The 23,134-nt window shown below is 37.8% G+C and carries 28 protein-coding genes; 21 read left to right on the top strand and 7 right to left on the bottom strand.

All coding sequences use genetic code 11. The annotated features are described in order from the left end of the window. The first annotated feature begins 51 nt into the window (after positions 1–51). Positions 52–345, top strand: coding sequence for a FoF1 ATP synthase subunit delta/epsilon (locus tag APB85_RS04155; protein ID WP_057482805.1), 294 nt, complete (start codon positions 52–54; stop codon positions 343–345). A gap of 47 nt (positions 346–392) precedes the next feature. On the opposite strand, the gene APB85_RS04150 is transcribed toward APB85_RS04155, so the two are convergent. Together APB85_RS04150 and APB85_RS17655 are read right to left on the bottom strand one after the other, a co-directional pair. Next, on the bottom strand, positions 393–599 hold the full coding sequence (locus tag APB85_RS04150; protein ID WP_057482806.1) for a helix-turn-helix domain-containing protein: 207 nt from the start codon (positions 597–599) through the stop codon (positions 393–395). Positions 600–601: 2 nt separating this feature from the next. Beyond that, complete coding sequence (locus APB85_RS17655; RefSeq protein ID WP_373295153.1) at positions 602–1,021, bottom strand: DUF2975 domain-containing protein; 420 nt, start codon at positions 1,019–1,021, stop codon at positions 602–604. 343 nt (positions 1,022–1,364) lie between these two features. Here APB85_RS17655 and APB85_RS04140 point away from each other — a divergent pair, with 343 nt between their 5' ends. The 7 genes from APB85_RS04140 to mnhG all read left to right on the top strand — a co-directional run bounded on the left by APB85_RS04140 (position 1,365) and on the right by mnhG (position 7,214). After that, entirely contained in the window at positions 1,365–3,674 is a 2,310-nt protein-coding gene (locus APB85_RS04140; RefSeq protein WP_057482808.1) for a putative monovalent cation/H+ antiporter subunit A, read from the top strand. A 106-nt stretch (positions 3,675–3,780) separates the two neighbouring features. Next, a complete protein-coding gene (locus APB85_RS04135; RefSeq protein ID WP_057482809.1) occupies positions 3,781–4,191 on the top strand; it encodes a Na+/H+ antiporter subunit B in 411 nt (136 codons plus the stop codon). A 3-nt stretch (positions 4,192–4,194) separates the two neighbouring features. Next, positions 4,195–4,548, top strand: coding sequence for a Na+/H+ antiporter subunit C (locus APB85_RS04130; protein WP_057482810.1), 354 nt, complete (start codon positions 4,195–4,197; stop codon positions 4,546–4,548). Next, on the top strand, positions 4,545–6,065 hold the full coding sequence (locus APB85_RS04125) for a proton-conducting transporter transmembrane domain-containing protein (protein WP_057482811.1): 1,521 nt from the start codon (positions 4,545–4,547) through the stop codon (positions 6,063–6,065). The genes APB85_RS04130 and APB85_RS04125 overlap by 4 nt, the downstream gene beginning before the upstream one ends. Further along, positions 6,065–6,541: a Na+/H+ antiporter subunit E gene (locus tag APB85_RS04120; RefSeq protein ID WP_057482812.1), complete on the top strand. Its 477-nt coding sequence runs from the start codon at positions 6,065–6,067 to the stop codon at positions 6,539–6,541. The genes APB85_RS04125 and APB85_RS04120 overlap by 1 nt, the downstream gene beginning before the upstream one ends. Next, on the top strand, positions 6,538–6,813 hold the full coding sequence (locus APB85_RS04115; protein WP_057482813.1) for a cation:proton antiporter: 276 nt from the start codon (positions 6,538–6,540) through the stop codon (positions 6,811–6,813). The genes APB85_RS04120 and APB85_RS04115 overlap by 4 nt, the downstream gene beginning before the upstream one ends. After that, the gene (gene mnhG, locus APB85_RS04110) at positions 6,810–7,214 is read left to right on the top strand and encodes a monovalent cation/H(+) antiporter subunit G (RefSeq protein ID WP_057482814.1); all 405 of its coding nucleotides are present in this window, start codon (positions 6,810–6,812) and stop codon (positions 7,212–7,214) included. The genes APB85_RS04115 and mnhG overlap by 4 nt, the downstream gene beginning before the upstream one ends. Position 7,215: 1 nt before the next feature. On the opposite strand, the gene APB85_RS04105 is transcribed toward mnhG, so the two are convergent. Both APB85_RS04105 and APB85_RS17620 read right to left on the bottom strand, forming a co-directional pair. Further along, positions 7,216–7,518 (bottom strand): MgtC/SapB family protein, encoded by a 303-nt coding sequence (locus APB85_RS04105; RefSeq protein ID WP_308430017.1) that lies wholly within the window; start codon positions 7,516–7,518, stop codon positions 7,216–7,218. Further along, positions 7,502–7,663, bottom strand: coding sequence for an MgtC/SapB family protein (locus tag APB85_RS17620; protein WP_308430016.1), 162 nt, complete (start codon positions 7,661–7,663; stop codon positions 7,502–7,504). The genes APB85_RS04105 and APB85_RS17620 overlap by 17 nt, the downstream gene beginning before the upstream one ends. A gap of 33 nt (positions 7,664–7,696) precedes the next feature. Here APB85_RS17620 and APB85_RS04100 point away from each other — a divergent pair, with 33 nt between their 5' ends. From APB85_RS04100 to APB85_RS04060, 9 genes are all read left to right on the top strand, one after another. After that, positions 7,697–8,845 (top strand): aminotransferase class I/II-fold pyridoxal phosphate-dependent enzyme, encoded by a 1,149-nt coding sequence (locus APB85_RS04100; RefSeq protein WP_057482815.1) that lies wholly within the window; start codon positions 7,697–7,699, stop codon positions 8,843–8,845. 92 nt (positions 8,846–8,937) lie between these two features. Further along, a complete protein-coding gene (locus APB85_RS04095) occupies positions 8,938–9,348 on the top strand; it encodes a putative signal transducing protein (RefSeq protein WP_057482816.1) in 411 nt (136 codons plus the stop codon). Between the two features lie 23 nt (positions 9,349–9,371). Beyond that, positions 9,372–9,989, top strand: coding sequence for a dethiobiotin synthase (gene bioD / locus APB85_RS04090; protein ID WP_057482817.1), 618 nt, complete (start codon positions 9,372–9,374; stop codon positions 9,987–9,989). Positions 9,990–10,106: 117 nt separating this feature from the next. Further along, a complete protein-coding gene (gene bioA / locus APB85_RS04085; protein ID WP_057482995.1) occupies positions 10,107–11,372 on the top strand; it encodes an adenosylmethionine--8-amino-7-oxononanoate transaminase in 1,266 nt (421 codons plus the stop codon). A gap of 67 nt (positions 11,373–11,439) precedes the next feature. Then, a complete protein-coding gene (locus tag APB85_RS04080; protein ID WP_057482818.1) occupies positions 11,440–12,024 on the top strand; it encodes an SET domain-containing protein in 585 nt (194 codons plus the stop codon). A gap of 186 nt (positions 12,025–12,210) precedes the next feature. Then, entirely contained in the window at positions 12,211–13,368 is a 1,158-nt protein-coding gene (locus APB85_RS04075; protein WP_057482996.1) for a beta-ketoacyl synthase N-terminal-like domain-containing protein, read from the top strand. 87 nt (positions 13,369–13,455) lie between these two features. Beyond that, a complete protein-coding gene (bioB, locus tag APB85_RS04070; protein ID WP_057482819.1) occupies positions 13,456–14,547 on the top strand; it encodes a biotin synthase BioB in 1,092 nt (363 codons plus the stop codon). 13 nt (positions 14,548–14,560) lie between these two features. Continuing rightward, positions 14,561–15,430, top strand: a complete 870-nt coding sequence (locus APB85_RS04065; protein WP_057482820.1) for a cupin-like domain-containing protein — start codon at positions 14,561–14,563, stop codon at positions 15,428–15,430. Beyond that, a complete protein-coding gene (locus APB85_RS04060) occupies positions 15,427–16,308 on the top strand; it encodes a cupin-like domain-containing protein (RefSeq protein WP_057482821.1) in 882 nt (293 codons plus the stop codon). Before APB85_RS04065 ends, APB85_RS04060 begins: the two co-directional genes overlap by 4 nt. Before the next feature lie 194 nt (positions 16,309–16,502). Here the strand turns inward: APB85_RS04060 and APB85_RS04055 are convergent, their stop codons facing one another. The 3 genes from APB85_RS04055 to APB85_RS04045 all read right to left on the bottom strand — a co-directional run bounded on the left by APB85_RS04055 (position 16,503) and on the right by APB85_RS04045 (position 19,272). Next, positions 16,503–16,928 carry a regulatory protein RecX gene (locus APB85_RS04055; protein WP_057482997.1) on the bottom strand — a complete coding sequence of 142 codons (426 nt, stop codon included), beginning with the start codon at positions 16,926–16,928 and terminating at the stop codon, positions 16,503–16,505. A 189-nt stretch (positions 16,929–17,117) separates the two neighbouring features. Next, entirely contained in the window at positions 17,118–18,656 is a 1,539-nt protein-coding gene (locus APB85_RS04050; protein WP_057482822.1) for an Rne/Rng family ribonuclease, read from the bottom strand. 307 nt (positions 18,657–18,963) lie between these two features. Further along, positions 18,964–19,272 (bottom strand): HU family DNA-binding protein, encoded by a 309-nt coding sequence (locus APB85_RS04045; RefSeq protein WP_255351554.1) that lies wholly within the window; start codon positions 19,270–19,272, stop codon positions 18,964–18,966. A gap of 126 nt (positions 19,273–19,398) precedes the next feature. Here APB85_RS04045 and mutY point away from each other — a divergent pair, with 126 nt between their 5' ends. The 4 genes from mutY (at position 19,399) to gldD (ending at position 22,956) form a co-directional block, all read left to right on the top strand. Then, complete coding sequence (gene mutY / locus APB85_RS04040) at positions 19,399–20,454, top strand: A/G-specific adenine glycosylase (RefSeq protein ID WP_057482823.1); 1,056 nt, start codon at positions 19,399–19,401, stop codon at positions 20,452–20,454. 104 nt (positions 20,455–20,558) lie between these two features. Further along, positions 20,559–21,029, top strand: coding sequence for a single-stranded DNA-binding protein (locus APB85_RS04035; RefSeq protein WP_057482824.1), 471 nt, complete (start codon positions 20,559–20,561; stop codon positions 21,027–21,029). A gap of 21 nt (positions 21,030–21,050) precedes the next feature. Further along, on the top strand, positions 21,051–22,379 hold the full coding sequence (locus tag APB85_RS04030) for a gliding motility-associated protein GldE (protein WP_057482825.1): 1,329 nt from the start codon (positions 21,051–21,053) through the stop codon (positions 22,377–22,379). A 13-nt stretch (positions 22,380–22,392) separates the two neighbouring features. Further along, a complete protein-coding gene (gene gldD / locus APB85_RS04025) occupies positions 22,393–22,956 on the top strand; it encodes a gliding motility lipoprotein GldD (protein WP_057482826.1) in 564 nt (187 codons plus the stop codon). Positions 22,957–23,134: the final 178 nt, after the last annotated feature.

Genomic DNA, 23,134 nt, shown 5'->3' with positions numbered 1-23,134 from the left:
GCAGTATTCAGTAAATATTTTGCTGAAAATTGTAAACGCAAACTAAAAAATATGTACTTAGAAATAGTAACTCCTGAAGCTGTAGTTTTTAAAGCTGATGTTGATGCAGTAAAAGTTCCCGGAAACGACGGTGAATTCCAAATGCTGAACAATCACGCGCCTATAGTTTCTACATTGGTTGAAGGGGAAGTTAAAATTCAACTTGCCGCCTCTAATAAGGAATTAGACGATGAGCTTTCTGAAGATTTTAGGAAAGATAAAGGGAATAGTAATATTCTTTATTATACTATAAAAGGCGGAGTTTTAGAAATGAAAGATAATAAAGCTATTATTTTAGCTGATTAATCTTAGGAAATTAAATATAGAAAAAGCCGGGCAAGTGCCCGGCTTTTTTAGTTTTCGGTATATTCTAGAATATCTCCCGGCTGGCATTCTAAAGCTTCGCAAATCGCCTCTAAAGTAGAAAATCGAACCGCTTTTGCTTTTCCTGTTTTTAATATGGAAAGATTTGCCGTGGTAATCCCAATTTTCTCAGCCAGTTCATTGCTTTTCATCCCACGTTCGTCCAGAATTTTATCCAGGTTGATGTTAATTGGCATACCTAAACGGTTAGTTCGTTTTCTTGTTTAAGTTCTCTCGATTTCGAAAAAAGCTTTCCAAGATAGATAAAAAATAAACCTAGGGCTAGTATAAAAAGCGAAGAGTCAAAGGCTGAATCTATAGTGAAACTTAATTTTGCTCTGTTTTCTAAAATTAGGTTTGCGAAAAAGTCTATGAAAAACTGAGCGATTGTACAGAGAACAATTAATTGCCCGATTAGATTAAATAGTGATATCTGTAGTCGACTAAATATCTCTTCTTTAAAAAAGCTTCTGATAAGTTTTCGTAGTAAATATATTATATAGATGGAAATTCCCGAAACTATCACGTTGGCTAAAACAATCATTGTGGTTTTCCAGGTAAATTCTGTTGTAATATTATTGTTGATCTCGATAAGGAATTGAAAGTCGAAGAAAAGCATTCCCACATAAGTGAATATCAAACTTCCGTAAGAAATTATTAAAAGAATAAAGCAAATACCTAAAATAGTTTTGAGAAGAACCGGTGGCTTCATAAAATTATAATTATCGTTTATCAATAACAAACTTAAATTAAATTATTGAAAAACAATAATTTTATAATTTAAAAAGGATAGATTAATTTCAGCATTTTAAGAAATTTGCTAAGAAACAGGCTTTTTAAAATGCTTAAAAATAGGAAGCTTTTAAATCGGGAACCTTCTGGTGCTTAAGTAAGGATTAGGCTGCAAAACTTAAATAATAACTCTTATATTTGCGGGGAACGGACTTTTTGAGAGAAAATATATGCTAGCAGCAATACTTTTAGGTTTTTTATTCGCAATATTTCTGGTTTTTACCGGAAAGTTCTTCAGGGGGAAATTGGCGATTCTTTCAGCGCTTATTCCCGCGGGACTTTTTGCTTATTTTGCGAGTTTTATTCCGCAAATAAGTTCGGGAGAAATAATTAGTAAAACCTACCAATGGGTTCCGGCATTTGGAGTTGACCTTAGTTTTAAACTGGATGGTCTCTCCCTTCTTTTTTCATTAATGATCACCGGGATTGGTTTCCTGGTTTTCGCCTATACAGCATCATACCTTAAAGGACATAAATATCTTGACCGTTTCTACGGATACCTGAGCTTATTTATGGCGGCAATGCTCGGGCTGGTACTTTCAGACAATCTTATTTCACTTTTCGTTTTTTGGGAATTAACCAGTATAAGTTCATTCTTCTTAATCGGGTTTAATAATACAAATCCGGCTTCTCGAAAGTCAGCTTTAACAGCATTGGGAATCACCGGTTTTGGTGGATTTTCGCTTTTAGCAGGAGCTTTGTTACTGGGTAGTATTAGCGGCACTTACAGCATTTCTGAAATGCTAAGTATGAAAGATGCCATTGCCGGAAGCGAATATTATATACTGGCGGTAGTCTTTATTTTTGTTGCTGCATTTACCAAATCGGCACAATTTCCTTTTCATTTCTGGTTGCCGGGAGCAATGAAAGCACCAACGCCGGTTTCCACTTATTTACACTCGGCAACGATGGTGAAGGCTGGTATTTACCTGCTTATGCGTTTTACGCCTGTACTGGGAGACCAGGAATTTTGGAATACCACTTTAATAATCGTTGGTGGAATCACCATGGTTTATTCAGCAGTACACGCACTTTTTAGAACAGATCTTAAAGGTATACTTGCCTATTCTACCATTTCAGCTTTAGGTATTTTAGTATTTCTTATTGGCCTGGGAACTAAATATGCTTTCCTTGCCGCCTCGGTTTTTATAATCGTTCACGCATTATATAAAGCTACTTTATTCCTGGTAACCGGGATTATAGATCATCAGGCAGGTACTCGCGATGTCACAAAATTAGCGGGACTTCGAAAAATTATGATGCCGGTTGCGATCGCCGGTATTTTGGCAGCCATCTCCAGTGCGGGTATTCCGCCCACTATTGGTTTCCTCGGAAAAGAACTTACCTACGAAGCCAGTATGCACGCTGAAACGTTAACGATAGTTATTGTGATCGCTATTGTTTTAACTAAAATATTATTGCTTTGGGCCGGTTTTGTAGCCGGAATAAAACCTTTTACAGGAAAACTCCCTGAAGCTCATAAAGACGTAAAAGCTCCTGACTTTTTAATGTGGGCGCCGGCAATTATTCTTGCTGTGTTAGGAGTTCTTTTCGGAATTTTCCCTATGCTAATAGAATCGGCCCTGGTGAAGCCTGTTGTTTCAGCATTAGGCGCTGATGCTTCAGAATATCACCTGGCGCTATGGCACGGTTTCAATACGGTATTATTATTAAGCGGAATCACTATCGCGGTAGGAACCTTGCTGTATTTCTTCGTTAAGCCTTCAGCCAAACTTGAAAATCGAATTGGAAAATTAGAGTTTATTTCTCCAAAAAGCATTCTGGAAAAAGGGACGCATTATTTTAACGTGTTTTCAGCATTCTGGACAAATGTTTTTCAAAATGGTTATTTAAGAAATTATATAACCACAATTGTTTTATTCCTGGTGGTTTTGGTAAGCTATATTATGTTTGGCAGTTCCAGGGTGGTAATAGATCATACTCAATTATCCCAGGTTACCGCTTACGAGTTAGTAGTGGCGATAATTTTAATAGCCGGGGTTTTCTATACCGTATTTACAAAATCCAGGCTTGCTGCGGTGGCAGCGATGGGAGTTGTTGGGCTCGCAATTTGTTTGATTTTTGTCTTTTATAGCGCGCCAGATTTAGCGATGACTCAGTTTTCAATTGATACGCTAACTGTAATATTATTTGTATTGGTCCTTTATAGATTACCTAAATATTTAACTCTTTCAGATTATAAAATGAGGGTTAGAGATGGAATTTTGTCAGCAGCTTTAGGTACGGTGGTTTGTTTGCTTGCCTTACAGGTTTTAGCCGAACCCACTAATACCGAACTGGGAGATTTTTATGCTAAAAATGCCTATATCTTAGCTCACGGGAAGAACGTTGTAAACGTAATTCTTGTAGACTTTAGGGGTATAGATACCTTTATGGAAATTTCAGTGCTGTCTATTGCGGCAATAGGTGTTTTTGGTTTGTTGAAATTAAGATTGAAAAGTACCGATAGGTCACAGTAAACTATATTTTTAATTTCAAGATAAGCCTTGTAGTATTGAATCTCGATTATCGAGTAAAAAAAGAACTTTAAAAACCTATTTTACGGTTTTAATAAAATTTATATAGATGAGTACTTTAATATTAAGAACAGCTTCTAATTACCTCTTGCCGGTATTGTTGGTGTTCTCCATTTTTATACTATTGCGGGGGCACTATTTGCCCGGCGGTGGTTTTGTAGGCGGATTGATCGCTGCAATCGCTTTTGTGCTGCACGCCTTTGCCAACGGACTGGATAACACAAAAGGCTTATTACGATTTCACCCTGGATTTTTAATGCCGGTTGGTTTGGCGCTTGCTTTTTTTAGCGGGATGGCTCCGGTGATTTTAGGCCAGGCATTTATGACGGGGCTTTGGTTACCTTATCATGTTCCGGTACTAAGCAGCATAGGATCGGCCTTATTCTTTGATATTGGGGTCTACCTTGTAGTGATTGGCGTTACGCTAACAATAATATTTACAATTTCAGAATCAGCTTAATATATGGAAGTTCTTATAGCGATAATTATTGGGATTCTATATGCCGCGGGTATTTATATGATGCTGCGGAGGAGTTTGGTAAAGCTTATTATTGGAATTATTCTTTTAGGTAATGGTGCTAACCTCCTCATTTTTCTCCTTGGAAGAATTACCGAAGGAGCGCCACCAATTATCCCTGAAGAATCAAAGGTGTTTTTAGAAGCTTATGCAGATCCTGTTCCGCAGGCACTAATATTAACCGCTATCGTAATTAGTTTCGGTTTACAATCTTTTGCTATTATTCTTGTAAAAAGAGCGCATAAGGTGGTTAAAACCGATGATCTGGACGAAATGAACGCAACAGACGAAGATTCATGACACAACAATTAATATTATATCCTTTACTGCTGCAATTATTATTGGCTATCCTGCTAATGTTTTTCTGGAAGAAAATCAATACGCAGCGAATAATTAGCATGCTGGGAAGTCTTGTTCACCTTGCGGTAAGTATTGGTGTATTTGCTTATATCTGGAATAATGGAACTCAAACCGTGCAGGCGGGTAGTTGGGAGGCTCCATTCGGGATAACTTTTATCGCCGATACTTTCGCGATTACCATGGTTTTGCTAACTTCTATTGCAGGGCTGGCAGTTTCAATATTTTCCTCGGGTTCTGTAATTGGAGATCGTTTAAGGTTCGGGTATTTCCCCATTTTTCACTTCCTGCTCTTAGGTTTAACCGGGGCATTTCTAACAGGAGATATCTTTAACCTCTATGTTTGGTTTGAAATTATTATTATTAGTTCTTTCGTATTAATCACCATTGGGGGCGAAAAAGCGCAGCTGGAAGGAGCTGTAAAATATTTTACGCTGAATTTCCTCGCATCCATGATCTTTTTAACCGCAATTGCGGTGCTTTATGGTTTAACCGGAAGCCTAAATATGGCCGACCTGGCCAATAAAGTAGCAGCTGTTGAAAATAGGGCCCTGGTGGAGATAACCGCTATTCTATTTTTAATTGGCTTCGGAATTAAATCGGCGGTTTTCCCGTTATACTTTTGGTTACCGGCTTCATACCATACACCACCTTCGGCTGTATCAGCAATTTTTGGTGGTTTACTTACTAAAGTTGGAGTGTATGCTTTAATTAGGGTTTTTACCCTAATCTTTGTGGGAGATGCTTTCCTCGATCAAATTCTATTGGTGCTTGCTATTTTTACCCTTTTTAGTGGTGCTCTGGGAGCTCTGGTTCAAAATAATATTAGGAAGGTATTTTCATATTTGATTATTTGTCATATTGGATATATGATTAGTGGATTGGGAATGTTCACCGAAGTAGCTATTGCGGGTGCAATTTTTTACCTGGTTCACGATATCCTTGTAAAGACCAATTTATTCATGATCAGTGGACTTATATATCGCATAAAGGGTTCTAATAGTATGCGTGCTTTGGGTGGTTTCTATGCTAATTATCCTAAATTGAGTTTGTTGATGTTTATCCCTTTGTTTTCCCTGGTTGGGATCCCGCCTTTGTCAGGTTTTTGGCCTAAGATATCATTGATTACCGCGAGTTTTGAGACCGGAAGTTATTGGAGTTTGGCCGCTATTATTTTTGCAAGTTTTATTACCTTGGTAGTAATCGCGAAGCTTTGGGCTGAAGTTTTTTGGAAAGATGCACAGGAAATACCGGTTAGACCCAAATTTAGGTATTATCATAAGATTAAAAATATTAAGAGAATTCAGATAGTAGTGCCTATTGTTTTCTTAAGTCTGGTGACCTTATATGTAGGTTTTGGAGCAGAACATATTCAAACATTATCGACAAGAATTTCATCAGAATTAATGAATAACCAGCAGTATATAGACGCGGTACTTAACACACAAATATCCGAATAATGAAGAGCAGGTTTGTATCCAACTTATTACTCACCTTTGTATGGGTGGCCCTTACAGGAGATTTTGGCTTCCAGAATTACGTGTTTGGTTTTGTTGTGAATTTCTTCATTTTATGGGTTATTACTCGTGGAAACAGCGATGCCCGTTACTTTACCCTACTTCCTAAATTAATCGCTTTCTTTTTCTATTTCCTTTGGGAGCTGTTTAAAGCGAACTTGCAGGTAGCTTATGAAGTAATTACCCCAAATTTTAGAATGAAACCGGGTATTGTAAAAGTGCCACTTACCGTGCAAAGTAACCTGGGCATAACGTTCCTTGCGAATATGATCTCGCTTACACCGGGTACATTAAGCCTTGATGTTTCAAACGATAAAAAGGTGCTTTATGTACATAGTATGTATATAACCAATAGGGAGGAGTTTATAAAGGGAATAAAAAACGGATTTGAAAAACGTATTTTGGAAATATTGAGATGACGCTAACCGATTATTTATATTATGTAATTCTGCCCATACTGGCCTTTTCGGTACTTCTTATAGTTTACCGGTTTATAAAAGGTCCCAGTATTGCCGATAAGATTATTGCCCTGGATGTTTTAATAACCACGGGGATTGGAATTATTGGGGTGTACAGTATTATACACGGAAGGTCTACCTTCCTGGATACTGCCATGATCCTTGCCTTAATTGCTTTTTTAAGTACGGTGGCCTTTTCCTATTACCTTGAAAAACGAAATAGAAAAAAATGAGTTCAGTAATAATTGTAATTTTAGTCACTTTGGGAACCTTATTCGTTTTGCTTTCAGCAATCGGACTGGTAAGAATGCCCGATACGTATATGCGAATTTCAGTAAATACAAAGGCCGCAACTTTAGGAGTAGGTTTAATTCTGGTAGGGACTGCCGTTTTTTTTAATGATCTCTCTGCTACCTCCAGGTCTCTGGTGATTATTCTTTTTGTTTTCTTAACTGCACCGGTAAGTGCGCATATAATTGGAAGAGCTTCTTATTTTATGGGGGTTAGGTTGTGGGAAGGTTCTATAATGGACGATCTACGAGGTAAATACCAAAAGAATTCCTATATATTAAAAAGCGAGATCGATGATACTCCAGAAGATAATGTAGATCATTCGAAAATGGAAGACAAATAGTCTAATCTAAATTTTTTTCATCCTCTTTTTTTGCCTTTTTCTTCATTTTGTGCTCTATATATCCAAAGATAAGGTTGATGGTAAGGATGATCCCGCTCACTATTGCTAATTCTGTATACATTCCAAATCCCGCCAGGCAACCTGTTCCTGCACTGCACCATATCGTAGCCGCTGTAGTGAGTCCCTTTACTTTTCTTTCTTTTTCCAGTATGGTTCCTGCTCCAATAAATCCAATTCCAACTACGATCTGACCTAAAACACGGGTAATATCTACGTATTTATCACCTTCAAATTCTAATGACATTAAAATAAAGATCGCGGCTCCAAGGGGAAACCAGGGCATTTGTTTTAAGACCTGCCTCCTTGCCTTGAATTTCCCGTTCCAGGCCTATAATTAAACCGGCAGCAGTGGCAAGGCCAACTCTTAAGGCAAATAATGTCCAATCCATAAGATTATTTCGGTGAATGCTTACTTTTGTACTATGCAAAAGTTACCCCTAAAATTAGCGAAAAGTTTAGAAAATAGAAAGAAGGAGAAGGCTTTCCGAAGTTTGAAAAGATCTTCTTCGCTTATAGATTTTTCTTCTAATGATTATCTGGGATTAGCTTCTTCGGAAAATATCTACAATAAGGCACATGAAATTTTAAAGGAAAATGAACTTTTGCAAAATGGAGCTACCGGTTCCAGGCTGCTTTCCGGAAATCATATTCTATATGATCTAACCGAAAATTACCTTGCAGAATTTCATCAAATTGAAGCAGCCTTAATTTACAATTCGGGTTACGATGCTAATATGGGTTTTTTTGCTTCGGTCCCAAAAAGAGGTGATCTTATTTTTTACGATGAATTGGTGCACGCTTCCATAAGAGATGGCATTGGCATGAGTCACGCCAAAGCTTATAAATTTGATCATAATAGTCCCGAAAGCCTTCAGAATAAACTTTCCAAAATCGAAAGGAGCGAAGATTTCGAAATTTATGTCGTAACCGAATCTGTTTTTTCCATGGATGGTGATATGGCTCCTTTAGAAGACTTCGCTAAAATTTCAGAAGCATTTGGTGCTTTTTTAATTGTGGATGAAGCCCATGCTACTGGTATTTTTAGCGATAAAGGTGAGGGTTTAGTGCAGGAATTGGAAATCCAGGATAAAGTTTTCGCCCGGTTGAATACTTTTGGAAAGGGACCTGGATGCCACGGCGCAGTAATTTTAGGAAGCAAAAGCTTGAAAGATTACCTGGTTAATTTTTCGAGAAGTTTTATCTATACTACCGCGCTGCCGCCCCATTCGGTTGCGACTATTTTAGCGGTTTACCAGGAGTTTGAAAAGGGAATTTCGCTAATTCAGCAATTAAAAAATAATATTCAGTTTTTTAGAAGCCAGGTATCTCAAAATAATCTAATAGCAAATTTCCTGGATAGTAATTCTGCTATTCAAAGTTGTATAATTCCGGGGAACGAACAAGTAAAGAATATAGCTGAAAGTCTCAAAAAAAAAGGCTTTGAAGTAAAGCCAATACTTTCGCCAACCGTGCCCGAAGGCCGGGAAAGGTTGAGATTTTGCCTGCATTCTTTTAATTCTGAAGAAGACATAAGCAGGGTTTTAAAAATACTGGCTAAATTACTGGCATGAAACCGGCGTGATGCTAGACCCAAAAATTGGCTGTAACAGCATTAGGTATAAGCCACGGGTTAATTTCCGGTTTAGATAAAATATATAAACATATGAACACTTTTGTAAACATAGCCAGGTTTCAGTATTCTTCTGAAGCACAAATTGTAAAAGGGAAGTTACAATCTGAAGGTATAGAGGTATTTCTTGCAGATCAGGTTCTAATCGATACAGATCCTTTAGTAAGCCAGGCGATTGGCGGTATAAAACTAAACGTATATACTGACGATGAGGAGCGAGCCCGGGCGGTTTTAAGTGAGATCAATAATTATTCCCTGGACGATGAAGGAAATAGAGTGGTTTGTCCCCATTGTGAAAGCAGTCGCGTAAAAGTTTACACGCATATTAAAGATGTGCGTTCTTTCTTTGCTTTTTTGTTTTCATTTCTCACCTTCGCTCTACCAATTCATTACAAGTATGATTATCATTGCGAAAATTGTGAAGAGAAATTTACACTAAAATGAATGGGTTAAAAGATTTTTAAACAATGAAACAAATCTATTTTGTTACGGGTATTGGTACCGAAGTTGGAAAAACAGTAGCTTCAGCAATCCTAACCGAAGCTTTAGAAGCAGATTACTGGAAACCTATCCAGGCCGGCGATCTTGATAATTCTGATAGCCATAAAGTAGAAAGACTAATTTCTAACGATAAAACTGTTTTTCATAAAAATAGTTTTGCGCTAAAAACACCCATGAGTCCGCATGCAGCGGCTGAAATTGATGAAGTAAAGATTACTTCAAAAAAAATAAAACGTCCAAAGACCGAAAATAGTTTGGTTATTGAAGGCGCCGGTGGTTTATTAGTTCCTATTAGCGATAAAGAAACCATCGCCGATTTAATGAAACCGGAGGATCGTATTATCCTGGTTTCCCGTCATTATCTTGGAAGTATCAATCATACTTTATTAACTATAGAAGCTTTAAAATCCCGTGGATTGAATTGCTTCGGAATGATTTTTTCTGGAGAAGAAAATAAATCTACCGAATCGATTATTAAAAAAATGGGTGGGGTAGCGGTTCTTGGAAGAATAGAACAGGAACCTTATTTTGATCAAAATGTGATCAAAGAATACGCTGAACTATTTAGAGAAAAATTGAAATAAATTAAACCTCATAGGTTTCTAAAATCTGTGAGGTTTTACTATTATAACATGTCAGATTTTAAAAAAAATAAAGATTCCCTTCCCCTCCCTTTTGGGGAGGGGACCGAGGGGAGGGGCTTGAACTTAGTTATCCGAGATCAAAAACACCTTTGGCACCCTTTAACCCAGCATAAAATTTCCCCGGAAGCTTTGCCTATTGTAAAAGCAAAAGGCAGTATTCTTTACGCTGAAGATGGCAGCGAATATATAGATGGAATCGCTTCCTGGTACACGGCCATATATGGTCACTGCAACGAATATATCACCGGCAAAGTTGCAGCTCAAATGCAAAATCTGGATCAGGTTGTGTTTAGCGGATTTACCCACGAACCGGCGGTAAAACTTTCTGAAGAGCTAATAAAGATCTTACCGGAAAATCAGCAGAAATTATTTTTTAACGACAATGGTTCCACGGCCACCGAGATTGGAATAAAGATGGCCTTACAGTATCACCACAACCAGGGCAATAATCGCAATGTGATGTTGGCTTTTGAAGAAGGTTTTCACGGCGATACTTTTGGAGCGATGTCAGTTTCCGGACTTTCGGTTTACAATGGCGCTTTTGAAGAGCACTTTATTGAAGTTTTACGAATCCCGGTTCCATTAGGAGATAATAATGAAGAAGTGATTTCGGGGTTGAAAGAACTAATTTCAGGAAACAATATTGCAGGATTTATATACGAGCCTTTAGTGCAGGGCGCTGCTGCAATGAAAATGCACGACGCTGCAGGCTTGAATGAAATTTTGAAAGTCTGCAAAGAGCACGACATTGTTTGCGTGGCCGATGAAGTAATGACCGGCTTTGGAAAAACCGGGAAATATTTTGCTTCAGATTACCTGGAAACCAAACCAGATGTGATGTGCCTGTCTAAAGCCTTAACCGCAGGCTTGTTGCCAATGGGGCTAACTACCTGTTCGCAAAAAATCTATGATGCTTTTTATGCCGATGATATTTCTAAAGGATTATTTCACGGGCATACGTATTCTGCAAATCCACCCGCTTGTACTGCGGCCATTGCAGGAGTAGAATTATTGATTTCCGAAGAAATTCAACAACAAATCAAATCGGTTATTAAATCTCACCAGGCTTTTGATGAAAAGATAAAGGATCATCCAAAAGTTGCCAATCGCCGGCAGCTAGGCGTGATCTATGCGTTTGATCTAAATGTGAAAATGGAGCGATATGGCAATCTTAGAAACCAGCTTTTTAAGCATTTTATGGATAATGGAGTGTTTCTAAGACCGCTTGGTAATACCATTTATATTTTGGCGCCTTTTACAATTTCGCAGGTAGAACTTGATAAGGTCTACCAGGTGATTGAAGACCTTCTGAATAAATTTTAGGCATAACTTATAAGTGACTTAAAAGCAAAGCTTTAATTGTTTACATTAGAATTAAAATTTTGCGATTATGATGCATCCAGATACCGAGTTGCGCTTTATTAACGAGAAGGTGGGATATGGTGTTGTGGCTACCAAATTTATTCCCGAGGGAACTATTACATGGGTTCAGGATGATTTAGATCACGTTTTTTATACTTCCCAGGTAGAAAAACTTCATCCTAAAAGTGCGCAAATGCTCGAAAAATATGCTTTTCGAAATCGGTTTGGCGATTTGGTGCTTTGTTGGGATTTGGCAAAATATGTAAACCATAGTTTTAATTCTAATTGCTTTTCTACCGCATACGGTTTTGAAATCGCCGTGAGAGATATTCAGGTAGGCGAAGAGCTAACCGACGATTACGGATATCTAAATCTCGATGAAGTTTTTGAACCTTTTCGGGAAAACACCTCCAGAACTAAGGTTTATCCCGACGATTTGGTAAATTATCATAAAGAATGGGATGGTATTTTGCAGAAATCTATTCTGAAATTCGAAAAAGTTTATCAACCACTTATTGATCTTGTTTCTGAAGGAATTCAATTAGAATTGCAAAAGATCCTGTTAGGCGAAAAAGAAATGGATTCCATTTTAAATCTTTATTACCAGCGGTAAGCTTGTTTATCCCACTATCCTTCCTGCGAGGTTTTTTTATACCTCGTAGGTTTGAAAAATAATAATATACCTACAAGGTTGTTCAAACCTTGCAGGATTTCTGATTCATTATCTTCATTTCTTTTTTATTGAAATATTTAGCGATTGATTCAGCAGACCGTATTTTTGCGGAAAAATTATTCGCTTTTGAAATCACCGGTATTTATATCTTCACTTGGTTCTGTTTCTGCGCTTGGACAATCTCCGGCAGAAATATGGAAAAACTATAAAAATCCGAAGCATTTTATTTCCAAACATCAGTTTGATGAAACCGAAGCTTTTGCTGCTTTTTTGCCAATAGAAGCCCGGGCTGCTATAGAGGCACTCCGCAAGGAAAACACCAATTATAGAAAACTGGATGATTCGGTTTTATTCGCCATTTTTTCAGCCAGAAAAGCAATTAAAGAGGCTGGTTGGAAAAATGAGAAAAATATTGGGGTCAACATTGGTAGCTCACGTGGTGCTACCGGGTTATTTGAAAAATACCACAAAGAATTTGTAGAAACCGGGAAAGCCGCTACACAGGCTTCGCCTTCTACCACTTTAGGAAATATTTCTTCCTGGGTTTCGCAAGATCTCCAAACAGAGGGCCCGCAGTTTTCTCATAGTGTAACCTGCTCAACCGGTTTACACGCAGTTATAAATGCAATTGCCTGGATGCAGGCCGGCTTTGCCGATAAATTCCTCGCCGGTGGAAGTGAAGCGGCGTTAACCCCATTTACGATTGCCCAAATGAAAGCCATGAAGATCTACGCTTCAGAAGATCTTGATTTTCCCTGTCGCGCTTTGGATATGCAGAAAATGAGAAATTCAATGATTCTTGGAGAAGCTTCAGGAATATTGGCGCTTGAAAATGGAGATTCAGATAGAGCAATTGCTAAAATTACAGGATTTGGCTACGCGACCGAAACTCTAAAACATAGTGTTTCGATTTCAGCCAATGGAGAATCTTTGCAGAAAGCCATGAATATGGCCATTGGAGAGAAAGAACTTTCAGCAATTGACGCGGTAGTAATGCACGCGCCCGGAACCTTAAAAGGAGACCTTTCAGAAGTAAATGCTATAAAGGCACTTTTTGGTGAAAATACTCCAGCATTGACCAGCAATAAATGGAAATTGGGACATACGTTTGCAGCTTCAGGAATTCTTAATTTAGAACTGGCGGTTTTAATGCTTCAGCATCAGCAATTTATTGAGGTGCCTTTTTCAGGAATCAGTAAATCACCTTCAAAATTGGAAAATATATTGGTAAACGCTGTTGGTTTCGGTGGGAACGCAGTTTCTGTATTAATAAGCCGAAAATGATATAATTAAGAAAGCTTTGAAAACTTTCCTCGCGGAAGGCCTATTAAAGCGCAGTTTTATTTATTTTTGATTTCAAATCTATTTTTTATGGCCACAAGACATAACTGGACAAAAGAAGAAATTCTCGAGATATATAATAAACCTTTAATGGAGTTGCTTTACGAAGCGGCCACTGTGCATAGGAAAAATCACGATCCTAACACCGTTCAGGTTTCAACTTTACTTTCTATAAAAACCGGCGGTTGCCCGGAAGATTGTGGGTATTGCCCACAGGCAGCAAGATATCATACCGATGTTGAAGGAAACGATCTTATGAGCGTGAACCAGGTAAAAGCCCAGGCCCTACGTGCTAAAGAGTCGGGAAGTTCGCGGGTGTGTATGGGTGCAGCCTGGAGAAACGTAAAGGACGGTAAAGAGTTCGATTCGGTTTTGGAAATGGTAAGAACCATTAATAAACTGGATATGGAGGTTTGCTGTACACTGGGAATGATTACTGAAAACCAGGCGCAGCGACTTGCTGAAGCCGGTTTGTATGCTTACAACCATAATTTAGATTCATCAGAAGAATATTATAAAGAAGTAATTTCTACCCGCGGTTACCAGGATAGACTGGATACCATCGGTAACGTGAGAAAAACCAATGTTACGGTTTGTAGCGGCGGAATTATAGGGATGGGAGAAAGTGTAGATGACAGAGCAGGAATGCTTGTAGCCCTTTCTACATTAAGTCCGCAGCCGGAATCTGTACCAATTAATGCTTTGGTTCCTGTTGAAGGAACGCCGATGGAAGAGCAGGAGCCGGTTTCTATCTGGGAAATGGTAAGAATGGTCGCTACTGCAAGAATTGTAATGCCTGAAACCCAGGTGAGACTTTCTGCCGGAAGAACTCAAATGAGTAGGGAAGGGCAGGCGATGTGTTTCTTTGCTGGTGCAAACTCGATCTTTGCCGGAGATAAACTACTTACAACTCCAAATCCTGATGTAAATGAGGATATGGAATTGTTTAGGTCTTTAGGGTTGAATCCTCAAAAGGCATTTGAGAAAAAAGAACAGCCTAAAAGTGTTTCAGCGGAAGAATCTCAATATCAGAATTTGGGTGAGAAACCAAAATGGTCAAGACCCGGGCATAAGATAGAGCGTAATTTAGAGGCGCAACAAAAGTCAAAAGCCAAGGCGTAAAAAAGAATTCAATTTGAAATTGAATCTGCAAGACATACCGCGGGTTAAAACGCTTTCAAAAGAAGATTTTTTGAAAGATTATTTTATTCCCGAAAAACCGGTTGTTTTTGAAGAACTTTCTGCCGACTGGCCAGCCACCAAAAAATGGGATTTTGATTATTTCAGGGAAAAAGCGGGGGATGTTGTAGTACCGCTTTACGATGGGAAACCGGCAAAAGGCAGGCAGAGTTCTCACGGCCCGGCAAAGAAAATTCCTATGCGGGAATACATAGATATTCTTGAAAAAGGACCTACAGATCTTAGGATGTTTTTCTTTAACCTACTGCAAAATTGTCCGGAGTTAATAGATGATTTTAAGTATCCAGATCTTGGTGTGAAATTCTTTAAAAAGTTACCGGTTTTATTTGTTGGGGGAGAGGGTAGTAGCGTGGTGATGCATTATGATATGGATCTTGCTAATAATTTTCATTTCAATTTTGTAGGCGAAAAAAGGGTGATTCTTTATCCGCCTTCAGAAACTAAATTTTTGTATCATGTGCCGCATTCCATAGTAAGTATGGAGATAATAAATATGGATAATCCCGATTTTGAGAAATATCCTGCACTGGCCAAAGCAAAAGGCTTTGAAACTACACTAAAGCACGGGGAGGCTTTATATATTCCCAGTAAATGGTGGCATTTTATAAAGTATGAGACTGCGAGCTTATCAATGACATTGAGGTCTTTGCCGCAAAAACCGGGGCGCATTGCCGAGGTACTCAAAAATTTGATTATTACCCGAAATTACGATAATTTAATGCGTAAGATTAAGGGCCAGGATTGGATAGATTACAAGAATAGAAAAGCGATTGAAAATACGCACAGAAGTGCTGGAATTGAATGATGGAGAAAGAAGAAAGCTTACATTTAGAACCCATATCGAGGCTTAAGACTATTTCTAAGAAAGATTTTTTAGAAAATTATGTGCGGCCCCAAAAACCTGTGGTTATTGAGCATTTAATAGACGAGTGGCCGGCTACACAAAAATGGGATTTAGATTATATTAGCGAGGTTGCGGGAGAAAAGGTAGTGCCGCTTTATGACGATCGTCCAATAACGTCTGAGCAAAAATTCAACGAGCCACATACAAAGATGAAGATGGCAGATTATATAGATCTGCTAAAATCAAAACCTACAAATTACCGTATTTTCCTTTATCATTTATTAAAAGAAGTGCCTGTTTTACAGAAGGATTTTCGCTTTCCAGATCTCGGGCTTAGGTTTATAAAGCAGTTGCCTACTTTATTTTTTGGCGGGGAGAATTCTAAAGTCTTTATGCATTACGATATTGATTTTGCGAATATCCTTCATTTTCATTTCCACGGAAAAAAACGCTGTATAATTTATCCGCCTTCAGAAGGCAAATATTTATATAAAGTCCCTCACGCTCTAATTTCTCGTGAAGACATAGATTTCAATAACCCCGATTTTAAAAAATTCCCGGTTCTAAAAAAAGCGAAAGGTTATGTGACTGAATTGAAACATGGTGAGGCATTGTATATGCCTGAAGGATACTGGCACCAAATGACCTATCTAACTCCAGGTTTTTCTATGAGTCTAAGAGCAACTCCAAGAACGCTTACCAATTTTTCTAAAGCCGTTTATAATTTGTTGGTGATGCGTAATTTTGATAACTATATGCGTAAACTAAAAGGGCAAAAGTGGATAGATTATAAAAACGAACAGGCAATTGAACGTACGCATAAGAAGAATAAGGTTTAAGTGAATTAGAGTTTATTTCCAGTTTTAAGCAAGGTGGAAATCTCATTTTTAATGTAGAATATATTTTTGGTTGCGTGTATCGTAGCTACGAATTCACTAATTCTTATTAACTCTTCACTCTTCCCACAAAGGATACCCGCGTTCATTCCTTCGCTTCGGATGATAAGTTCGAACAGTTTGTAGGCTTCTAATAATCACTCTAAGAGCTCGTTTGTTGCTTCGTAAACCAAATTACTTTCATAACCTTTGCGAAGCAGGAAATCGGCCAATTTGCGCTTCTTTTTAAATTTATCGGGTTCTTTTAAAAGCTTTAGTTTCTTCTCTGCCAGTTCGTATAATGTGGCGATATATCTTTGCTGGTCTATTTCGGTAAGGGCGCTTTTTATTATTGGGGCAGAAATTTCCCTGAATTTCAATTCCTGCTTGATCTTTATTTTTCCCCATTTTTTTATTCTAAACTTTCCTCTTACAAAACTTCTTGCAAAACGTTCTTCATTTAAAAAGTCTTCCTGCATCAGCTGAATGATGATCTGTTCCTGCGCAGCAGGGATCATATTCATTTTACCTAGTTTTTCTTCAACTTCTTTGTGAGAACGATCACGGTAAGCGCAGAACTGCATCAGTTTGATGGTTGCTTCTTTAACGGTATAAGATTCCTGGGGTTCTTTCAAGAGTTAAAATTGGAGAATTCAGAATTTAAAGTTCAAAATTAATCTTTTTAAGTTGAGAAGTTTAAATTTTATACCGGAGAACTTTCAAATTTAGACATAAAAAAACGCCTTCCGATTTAACGAAAGGCGTTTTAGTATTTAAAGGATTTCATTTCCTTCTTTATCGTGAAAATGATATTCCATGTACGTGTAAGCGTCTCTAGGTAAAATTTTCACCCATCGCTTATGGTCTAAAAACCATTGCGAGCGGGGAGATGGAAAGCCTTTTGTTAAAAAGGCTGCAATAAATGGATGCGCACTCAAAGTGATCTTTTTATGATCTTTCTTTATAAGTTTTTCCAGGTCGGTTTTCATTTTGTTTATTAAAAGTATTGGTGCTTCAATTTCACCATCGCCGTTAGGATTGTCCTCACGGGTTTTAATATTCATTTCCGGCCTTACGCGTTGTCTTGTAATTTGTATCAACCCGAATTTACTCGGTGGCAAAATCTTATGTTTTGCACGGTCGTCACTCATTTCGTTCCTAAGGTGATCAAACAGGGTCTTGCGGTTTTCAGCCTTGCCCATGTCTATGAAGTCTACTACGATTATGCCACCCATATCTCGCAATCTTAATTGCCGGGCTATTTCTGTGGCGCTAATCATGTTCACCTCTAACGCAGTATCTTCCTGGTTTCTTGATTTGTTAGAACGATTACCGCTATTTACGTCTATAACGTGCATAGCTTCGGTATGTTCTATTACCAGGTAGGCGCCTTTACTCATAGAGACGGTGCGCCCAAATGAAGTTTTTATTTGTCTTTCGATACCGTGTTTTTCAAAAATTGGAACATTAGATTGATATAATTTAACAATCGATTCTTTACTCGGGGCGATCTCGCCCACATAGTCTTTAATTTGTGTATAAAGCGTCTCGTCGTCTACAATAATAGAAGTAAAAGAGTCATTAAAGATGTCTCTTAGCAGGGAAGAAGCCCTGTTTAATTCTCCTAGTACTTTAGAGGGGTGATGCGGCTTATACATCTTCTTGCACATTCCTGTCCAGCGACCCATCAAATTTTGAAGGTCTTTGTCCAGCTCTGCTACTTTTTTGCCTTCGGCTACGGTTCTAACAATAATCCCAAAACCTTTGGGCTTAATGCTTTTTACCAATCTTTTTAACCGGTCCTTTTCTTCTTTACTTTCAATTTTTTGTGAAACTGAAATACGATTAGAAAAAGGTACCAGTACTATATAACGACCCGCAATAGAAAGCTCTGAACTTATCCTGGGGCCTTTGGTAGAAATAGGTTCTTTAACAACCTGAACCAGTAGCGACTGATTTGACTTTAAGACATCGGTAATTACGCCGTCTTTGTCAATATCCTTTTCGAATGTAAAATTCTTTAAGGAATAATCTTTTAATTTACCTGTGCTTACACGTTTTATGAACTTAAGCATGGAAGATACCTGGGGGCCGAGATCGTGATAGTGTAAAAAACCATCTTTCTCGTAGCCAACATTTACAAATGCAGCATTTAACCCAGGTACAGCTTTTCTAATCTTGGCAATAAAAATATCACCAACATTAAATTTGTTGCTGTCTTCTTCTTTGTTGAGTTCAATAAGTTTTCCATCTTTTTGTAAGGCAAAATCTACAGCAGAGGTTCCGGACCTGATAATTAATTCTTTGTCCACACTCTATTTCGATTTATATCTATAGCTGCCTAGGCAGTTACAGATGGATTAAACATTATTTTATCACAGGGTTTTTAATCCTGAAGAAACCCTAAACTTGTTAGGTAATAAGCTGGGTTTCAATTTCAATGAACGTTTTAAACAAAAAAAGTAGTATGAAAACTACTTTTTCTTGTGGCGGTTAGCTCTGTTTCTTTTTTTACGCTTGTGCGTAGCTACCTTATGTCTTTTTCTTTTTTTACCACTTGGCATAGTGTTCCTTTTTAATTAATAAATTATTTTCTGTGAAACTTATTAGGGTTTCGAATTACTTAACTTCTACGTTAGTTTTTACCCCTTCAACAAATATTTTGGCTGGTTTAAAAGCCGGAATGTTGTGTGCAGGGATTTTAATAGTTGTGTTTTTAGAGATATTTCTTCCGGTTTTTTCGGCTCTTGTTTTTACAACAAAGCTTCCAAATCCTCTTAAATATACGTTATCTCCACTTTCTAATGAAGTTTTAACCTCATCCATGAAGGTTTCAATAGTAGCCTGGACATCACCTTTTTCCATTCCTAATTTTTCTGAAATGTTTGCTACAATATCTGCTTTCGTCATTTTCGTACTATTTAATATTATAAATTGGGATTTCTATATTTTTCAAGGGCGCAAATATAAGAATTAAATCTACAATATTTCAAGCCTAATTCATTAAATAATAACGGAATAAACTTTTAATATTGCACCAAGTCTATTTTGTGTATGGTTTTCTCTAAAGTATTGATTGATTGGTATTTAAAAAATAAACGCGAATTGCCCTGGCGCAAAACCAGCGACCCATATCATATTTGGTTGAGTGAAATTATGCTTCAGCAAACTAGAATAGAGCAGGGTTTGCCCTATTATCAGCGTTTTATATCTGCATTTCCCAGTGTTTTTGATCTTGCTGCAGCGCCGCAGGAAAAAGTGCTTAAACTATGGCAGGGTTTGGGTTATTATTCTCGCGCCAGAAATCTTCATGAGAGCGCTAAATACGTAGCTGAAGAGCTCAATGGCGTTTTCCCGGGTTCTTATAAAGAACTCAAAGAACTAAAAGGGGTTGGCGATTATACCGCTGCCGCCATTGCTTCTATTTGTTATAATGAGCCCGTTGCGGTAGTAGATGGGAATGTTTATCGGGTTCTATCTCGGTTTTTTGATATAGAAACTCCAATAAATTCAACAGCCGGCATCAAGGAATTCAAGGCTCTTGCTTCAGAATTGTTGGATGAAAAGGATCCTCCCAGTTTTAATCAGGCTTTAATGGAATTTGGTGCGCTTCAGTGCAAACCTCGAAATCCGCTTTGTGAAACTTGTCCTTTAAGTTCAGGTTGTTTGGCTTTACAGAAGAATAAGATTAAAGACCTGCCGGTTAAACTGAAGAAAACTAAAGTGATAAAACGCTACTTTAATTATTTAGTGGTTTATTCTCAAGAAAATAAAACCCTGCTTCAGCAAAGAACGGGAAAGGGAATTTGGAACGGATTATATGAGTTCCCATTAATTGAAACCGAAAAACCGGTGAGCGAAGGCGCTTTTCCTTCCGAAGAAAAAATAAACGAAATTCTTGGAGTCCAGGAATTATCGCTGCAGCTTCATAATAAAAAACCCGTGGTACATAAGCTTTCGCATCAGCATATTTATACGCATTTTTGGTGGGTGAAAGCTGAGAGCGTGGGAGAAGAGGGAATTCCTGTAAAGAATGTGAAAGATTACCCTGTACCGGTTTTAATTGCTAATTTCCTTGAGGAAACTGCGCTGGAAACCTATTCCTTATAATTTGTTTAAAGTTTTATGGAATTTAGCTTTACTTAGCAATAAATTTTTCAGTATTTTAGGGTGTAAATAAACAGCCATTTTAGGCTAAAAATAATTTAATTAAGATGACAGGTACATTAAACAAAGTAATGCTGATTGGGCATACGGGAGACGACGTGAAAATGCATTATTTTGAAGGCGGTGGCGCAATTGGGCGTTTTCCGCTGGCTACCAACGAAACTTATACTAACCGTACAACCAACGAGCGCGTTACCAATACCGAGTGGCATAATATAGTGGTGCGTAATAAAGCTGCTGAGGTTTGCGAGAAATACCTTAAAAAAGGTGATAAGGTTTATATTGAGGGTAGAATTAAAACCCGAAAATGGCAGGACGACCAGGGAAATGATCGTTACACCACCGAAATACAGTGTACAGAGTTTACCTTTTTAACTCCAAAAGGAGAGAATGAAGGTGGTGGAAATATGCAGCAGCAAAATTCCCCTGCTCAAAGTCAACAAAACACGCCTAAAAATGATAATTTTGCCAATCAATCTATGGCAAAAGAAGAAGAGGAAGACGATTTGCCTTTCTAAGTTTAATTAAAACTCCATCATTTGGATTCAGAACCTCCCAGTTTATTTTTGTTTTGGGCCGCTTTTGATTTTACGCAGCTATTTAGCTATTTAGTTTTATTGCTGCTTTTACTTTGTTCAGCCTTAATTTCTGGGGCTGAAGTAGCATTCTTTTCGTTAACACCCGCCGATGTAATTGCTGAAGACGGGAAGCGTAGCAAGGCGCAACAAATTGTGGTAGATCTCTTAGATAAACCTAAAAAGTTGCTGGCTACCATTCTTGTGGCCAATAATTTTATCAATATAGCCATAGTGCTACTATTTGATAATCTCGCCGATGAACTTTTTGGCGGAATGAATACGGTATTCTACGGCATCAACTTTAAATTTCTTATTGAAGTTGGTATAGTGACATTTATAATTCTACTTTTTGGTGAAATTTTACCGAAAGTTTACGCCAGTAGAAACAATGTGCTATTTTCCAATTTTATGGCGCGCCCCTTAAATTTTCTCGATACTATTTTTACTCCGTTAAGTGGCCCAATGCGTGCGGTAACTATATTTATGCACAATCGTCTTGGGAAGCAGCGGTCATTTATAAGTATAGATCATTTGTCGCAGGCTTTAGAGCTTACCAGTGAGGAAGATACCACCCAGGAAGAGCAAAAGATATTGCAGGGCATTGTTTCTTTTGGGAATACCGATACCAAACAGGTAATGCGCCCCAGGATGGATATTTTTGCTTTAAATGAAAGCCAGACGTACAAAGAAATTATTCCTGAAATTATAGATAGAGGTTACTCCAGGATCCCGGTTTATCGGGAAAATATAGACAATGTAATTGGTATTTTATACGTTAAAGATTTGCTGCCATTTCTTGACGAAAAAGATTTTGACTGGACGAGCTTGCTTAGGGAGCCTTATTTTGTTCCCGAAAATAAAAAGCTGGACGATTTATTGAATGATTTTAAGACTAAAAAGAATCACCTGGCAATTGTGGTAGACGAATATGGCGGTACCAGCGGATTGATCTCTTTGGAAGATATTATTGAAGAAATTGTAGGAGATATTAGCGATGAGTTCGACGATGAAGATTTGGTGTACTCCAAATTAGATGAAAATACTTATGTTTTTGAAGGGAAAACTCCGTTAAAAGATTTTTATAAAATAGTGAAAATTGAAGATCCTCAAGCCTTTGAAGAAAGAAAGGGGGAAGCTGATACTCTTGCTGGATTTCTTTTAGAAATTTCAGGAGGATTTCCCAGGAGAAACGATGTGATCTATTTCTTGAATTATAGTTTTACGGTAGAGGTTTTGGATAATAAACGTCTTAAACAGATAAAACTAAATATCTCTCCGGTTGAAGTGTAGAAGGTTTTTTGTTATGAGGAAATATGCATTTGTCTTAGTATTGTTGATGCTTATGGGTTGCGGGGAAGATGCGGCAACACCAAAGCCGCGCGCCTTTTTATCTCTCAATTATCCTGAAGCTAAATACGAGCCTACAAATCTTAATTGCCCATATAATTTTGAAATCAATACCCTGTCTGAAATTAAAGCTTCCCTAAATAATATTCCTTGTTGGATAGACCTGGAATACAATGAACTTAACGGAACCATATTTGTAACGTATCAGCCAATTAATAATAACCTGGATTCTTTATTAGCAGATGCGCAAAAACTCCCTTTGCAACATACTATAAAAGCCGATGCTATTGAAGGTGATGTTTATACAAATGAGGTTCAGGATGTTTATGGGATGTTTTATGAGGTTTCTGGTGATGCGGCTTCCCAGGCACAGTTTTACTTAACCGATAGTGTGAATCACTTTGTGACGGCTTCAGCTTACTTTAGAACCAAACCCAACTACGATTCGATTATTCCTGCAGCCGATTATCTGAAAAAAGATATGAAGCATATGATTGAAACCTTCCGCTGGAAAGATTAAATAATAATACTTATAGCTTTTTTAAAGGTCTCTACCGGAATTTCTTCGGAGATTGGAATAATTCTAGGTTAGAAGCTGAAACGAGCTCAGTATGGTGTTAAGGATGCTTTACCTGGCCTATTAGACTAAGATTATAAAGAAAAAAAGTCTTGAAGGATCTTCAATCAAAATCATTTAA

Origin of the sequence: Salegentibacter mishustinae, assembly GCF_002900095.1 — a bacterium.
GTDB lineage: Bacteria > Bacteroidota > Bacteroidia > Flavobacteriales > Flavobacteriaceae > Salegentibacter > Salegentibacter mishustinae.
Note: the sequence above shows the minus strand (reverse complement) of the source record. Positions and strands in the feature narration are given on the sequence as shown.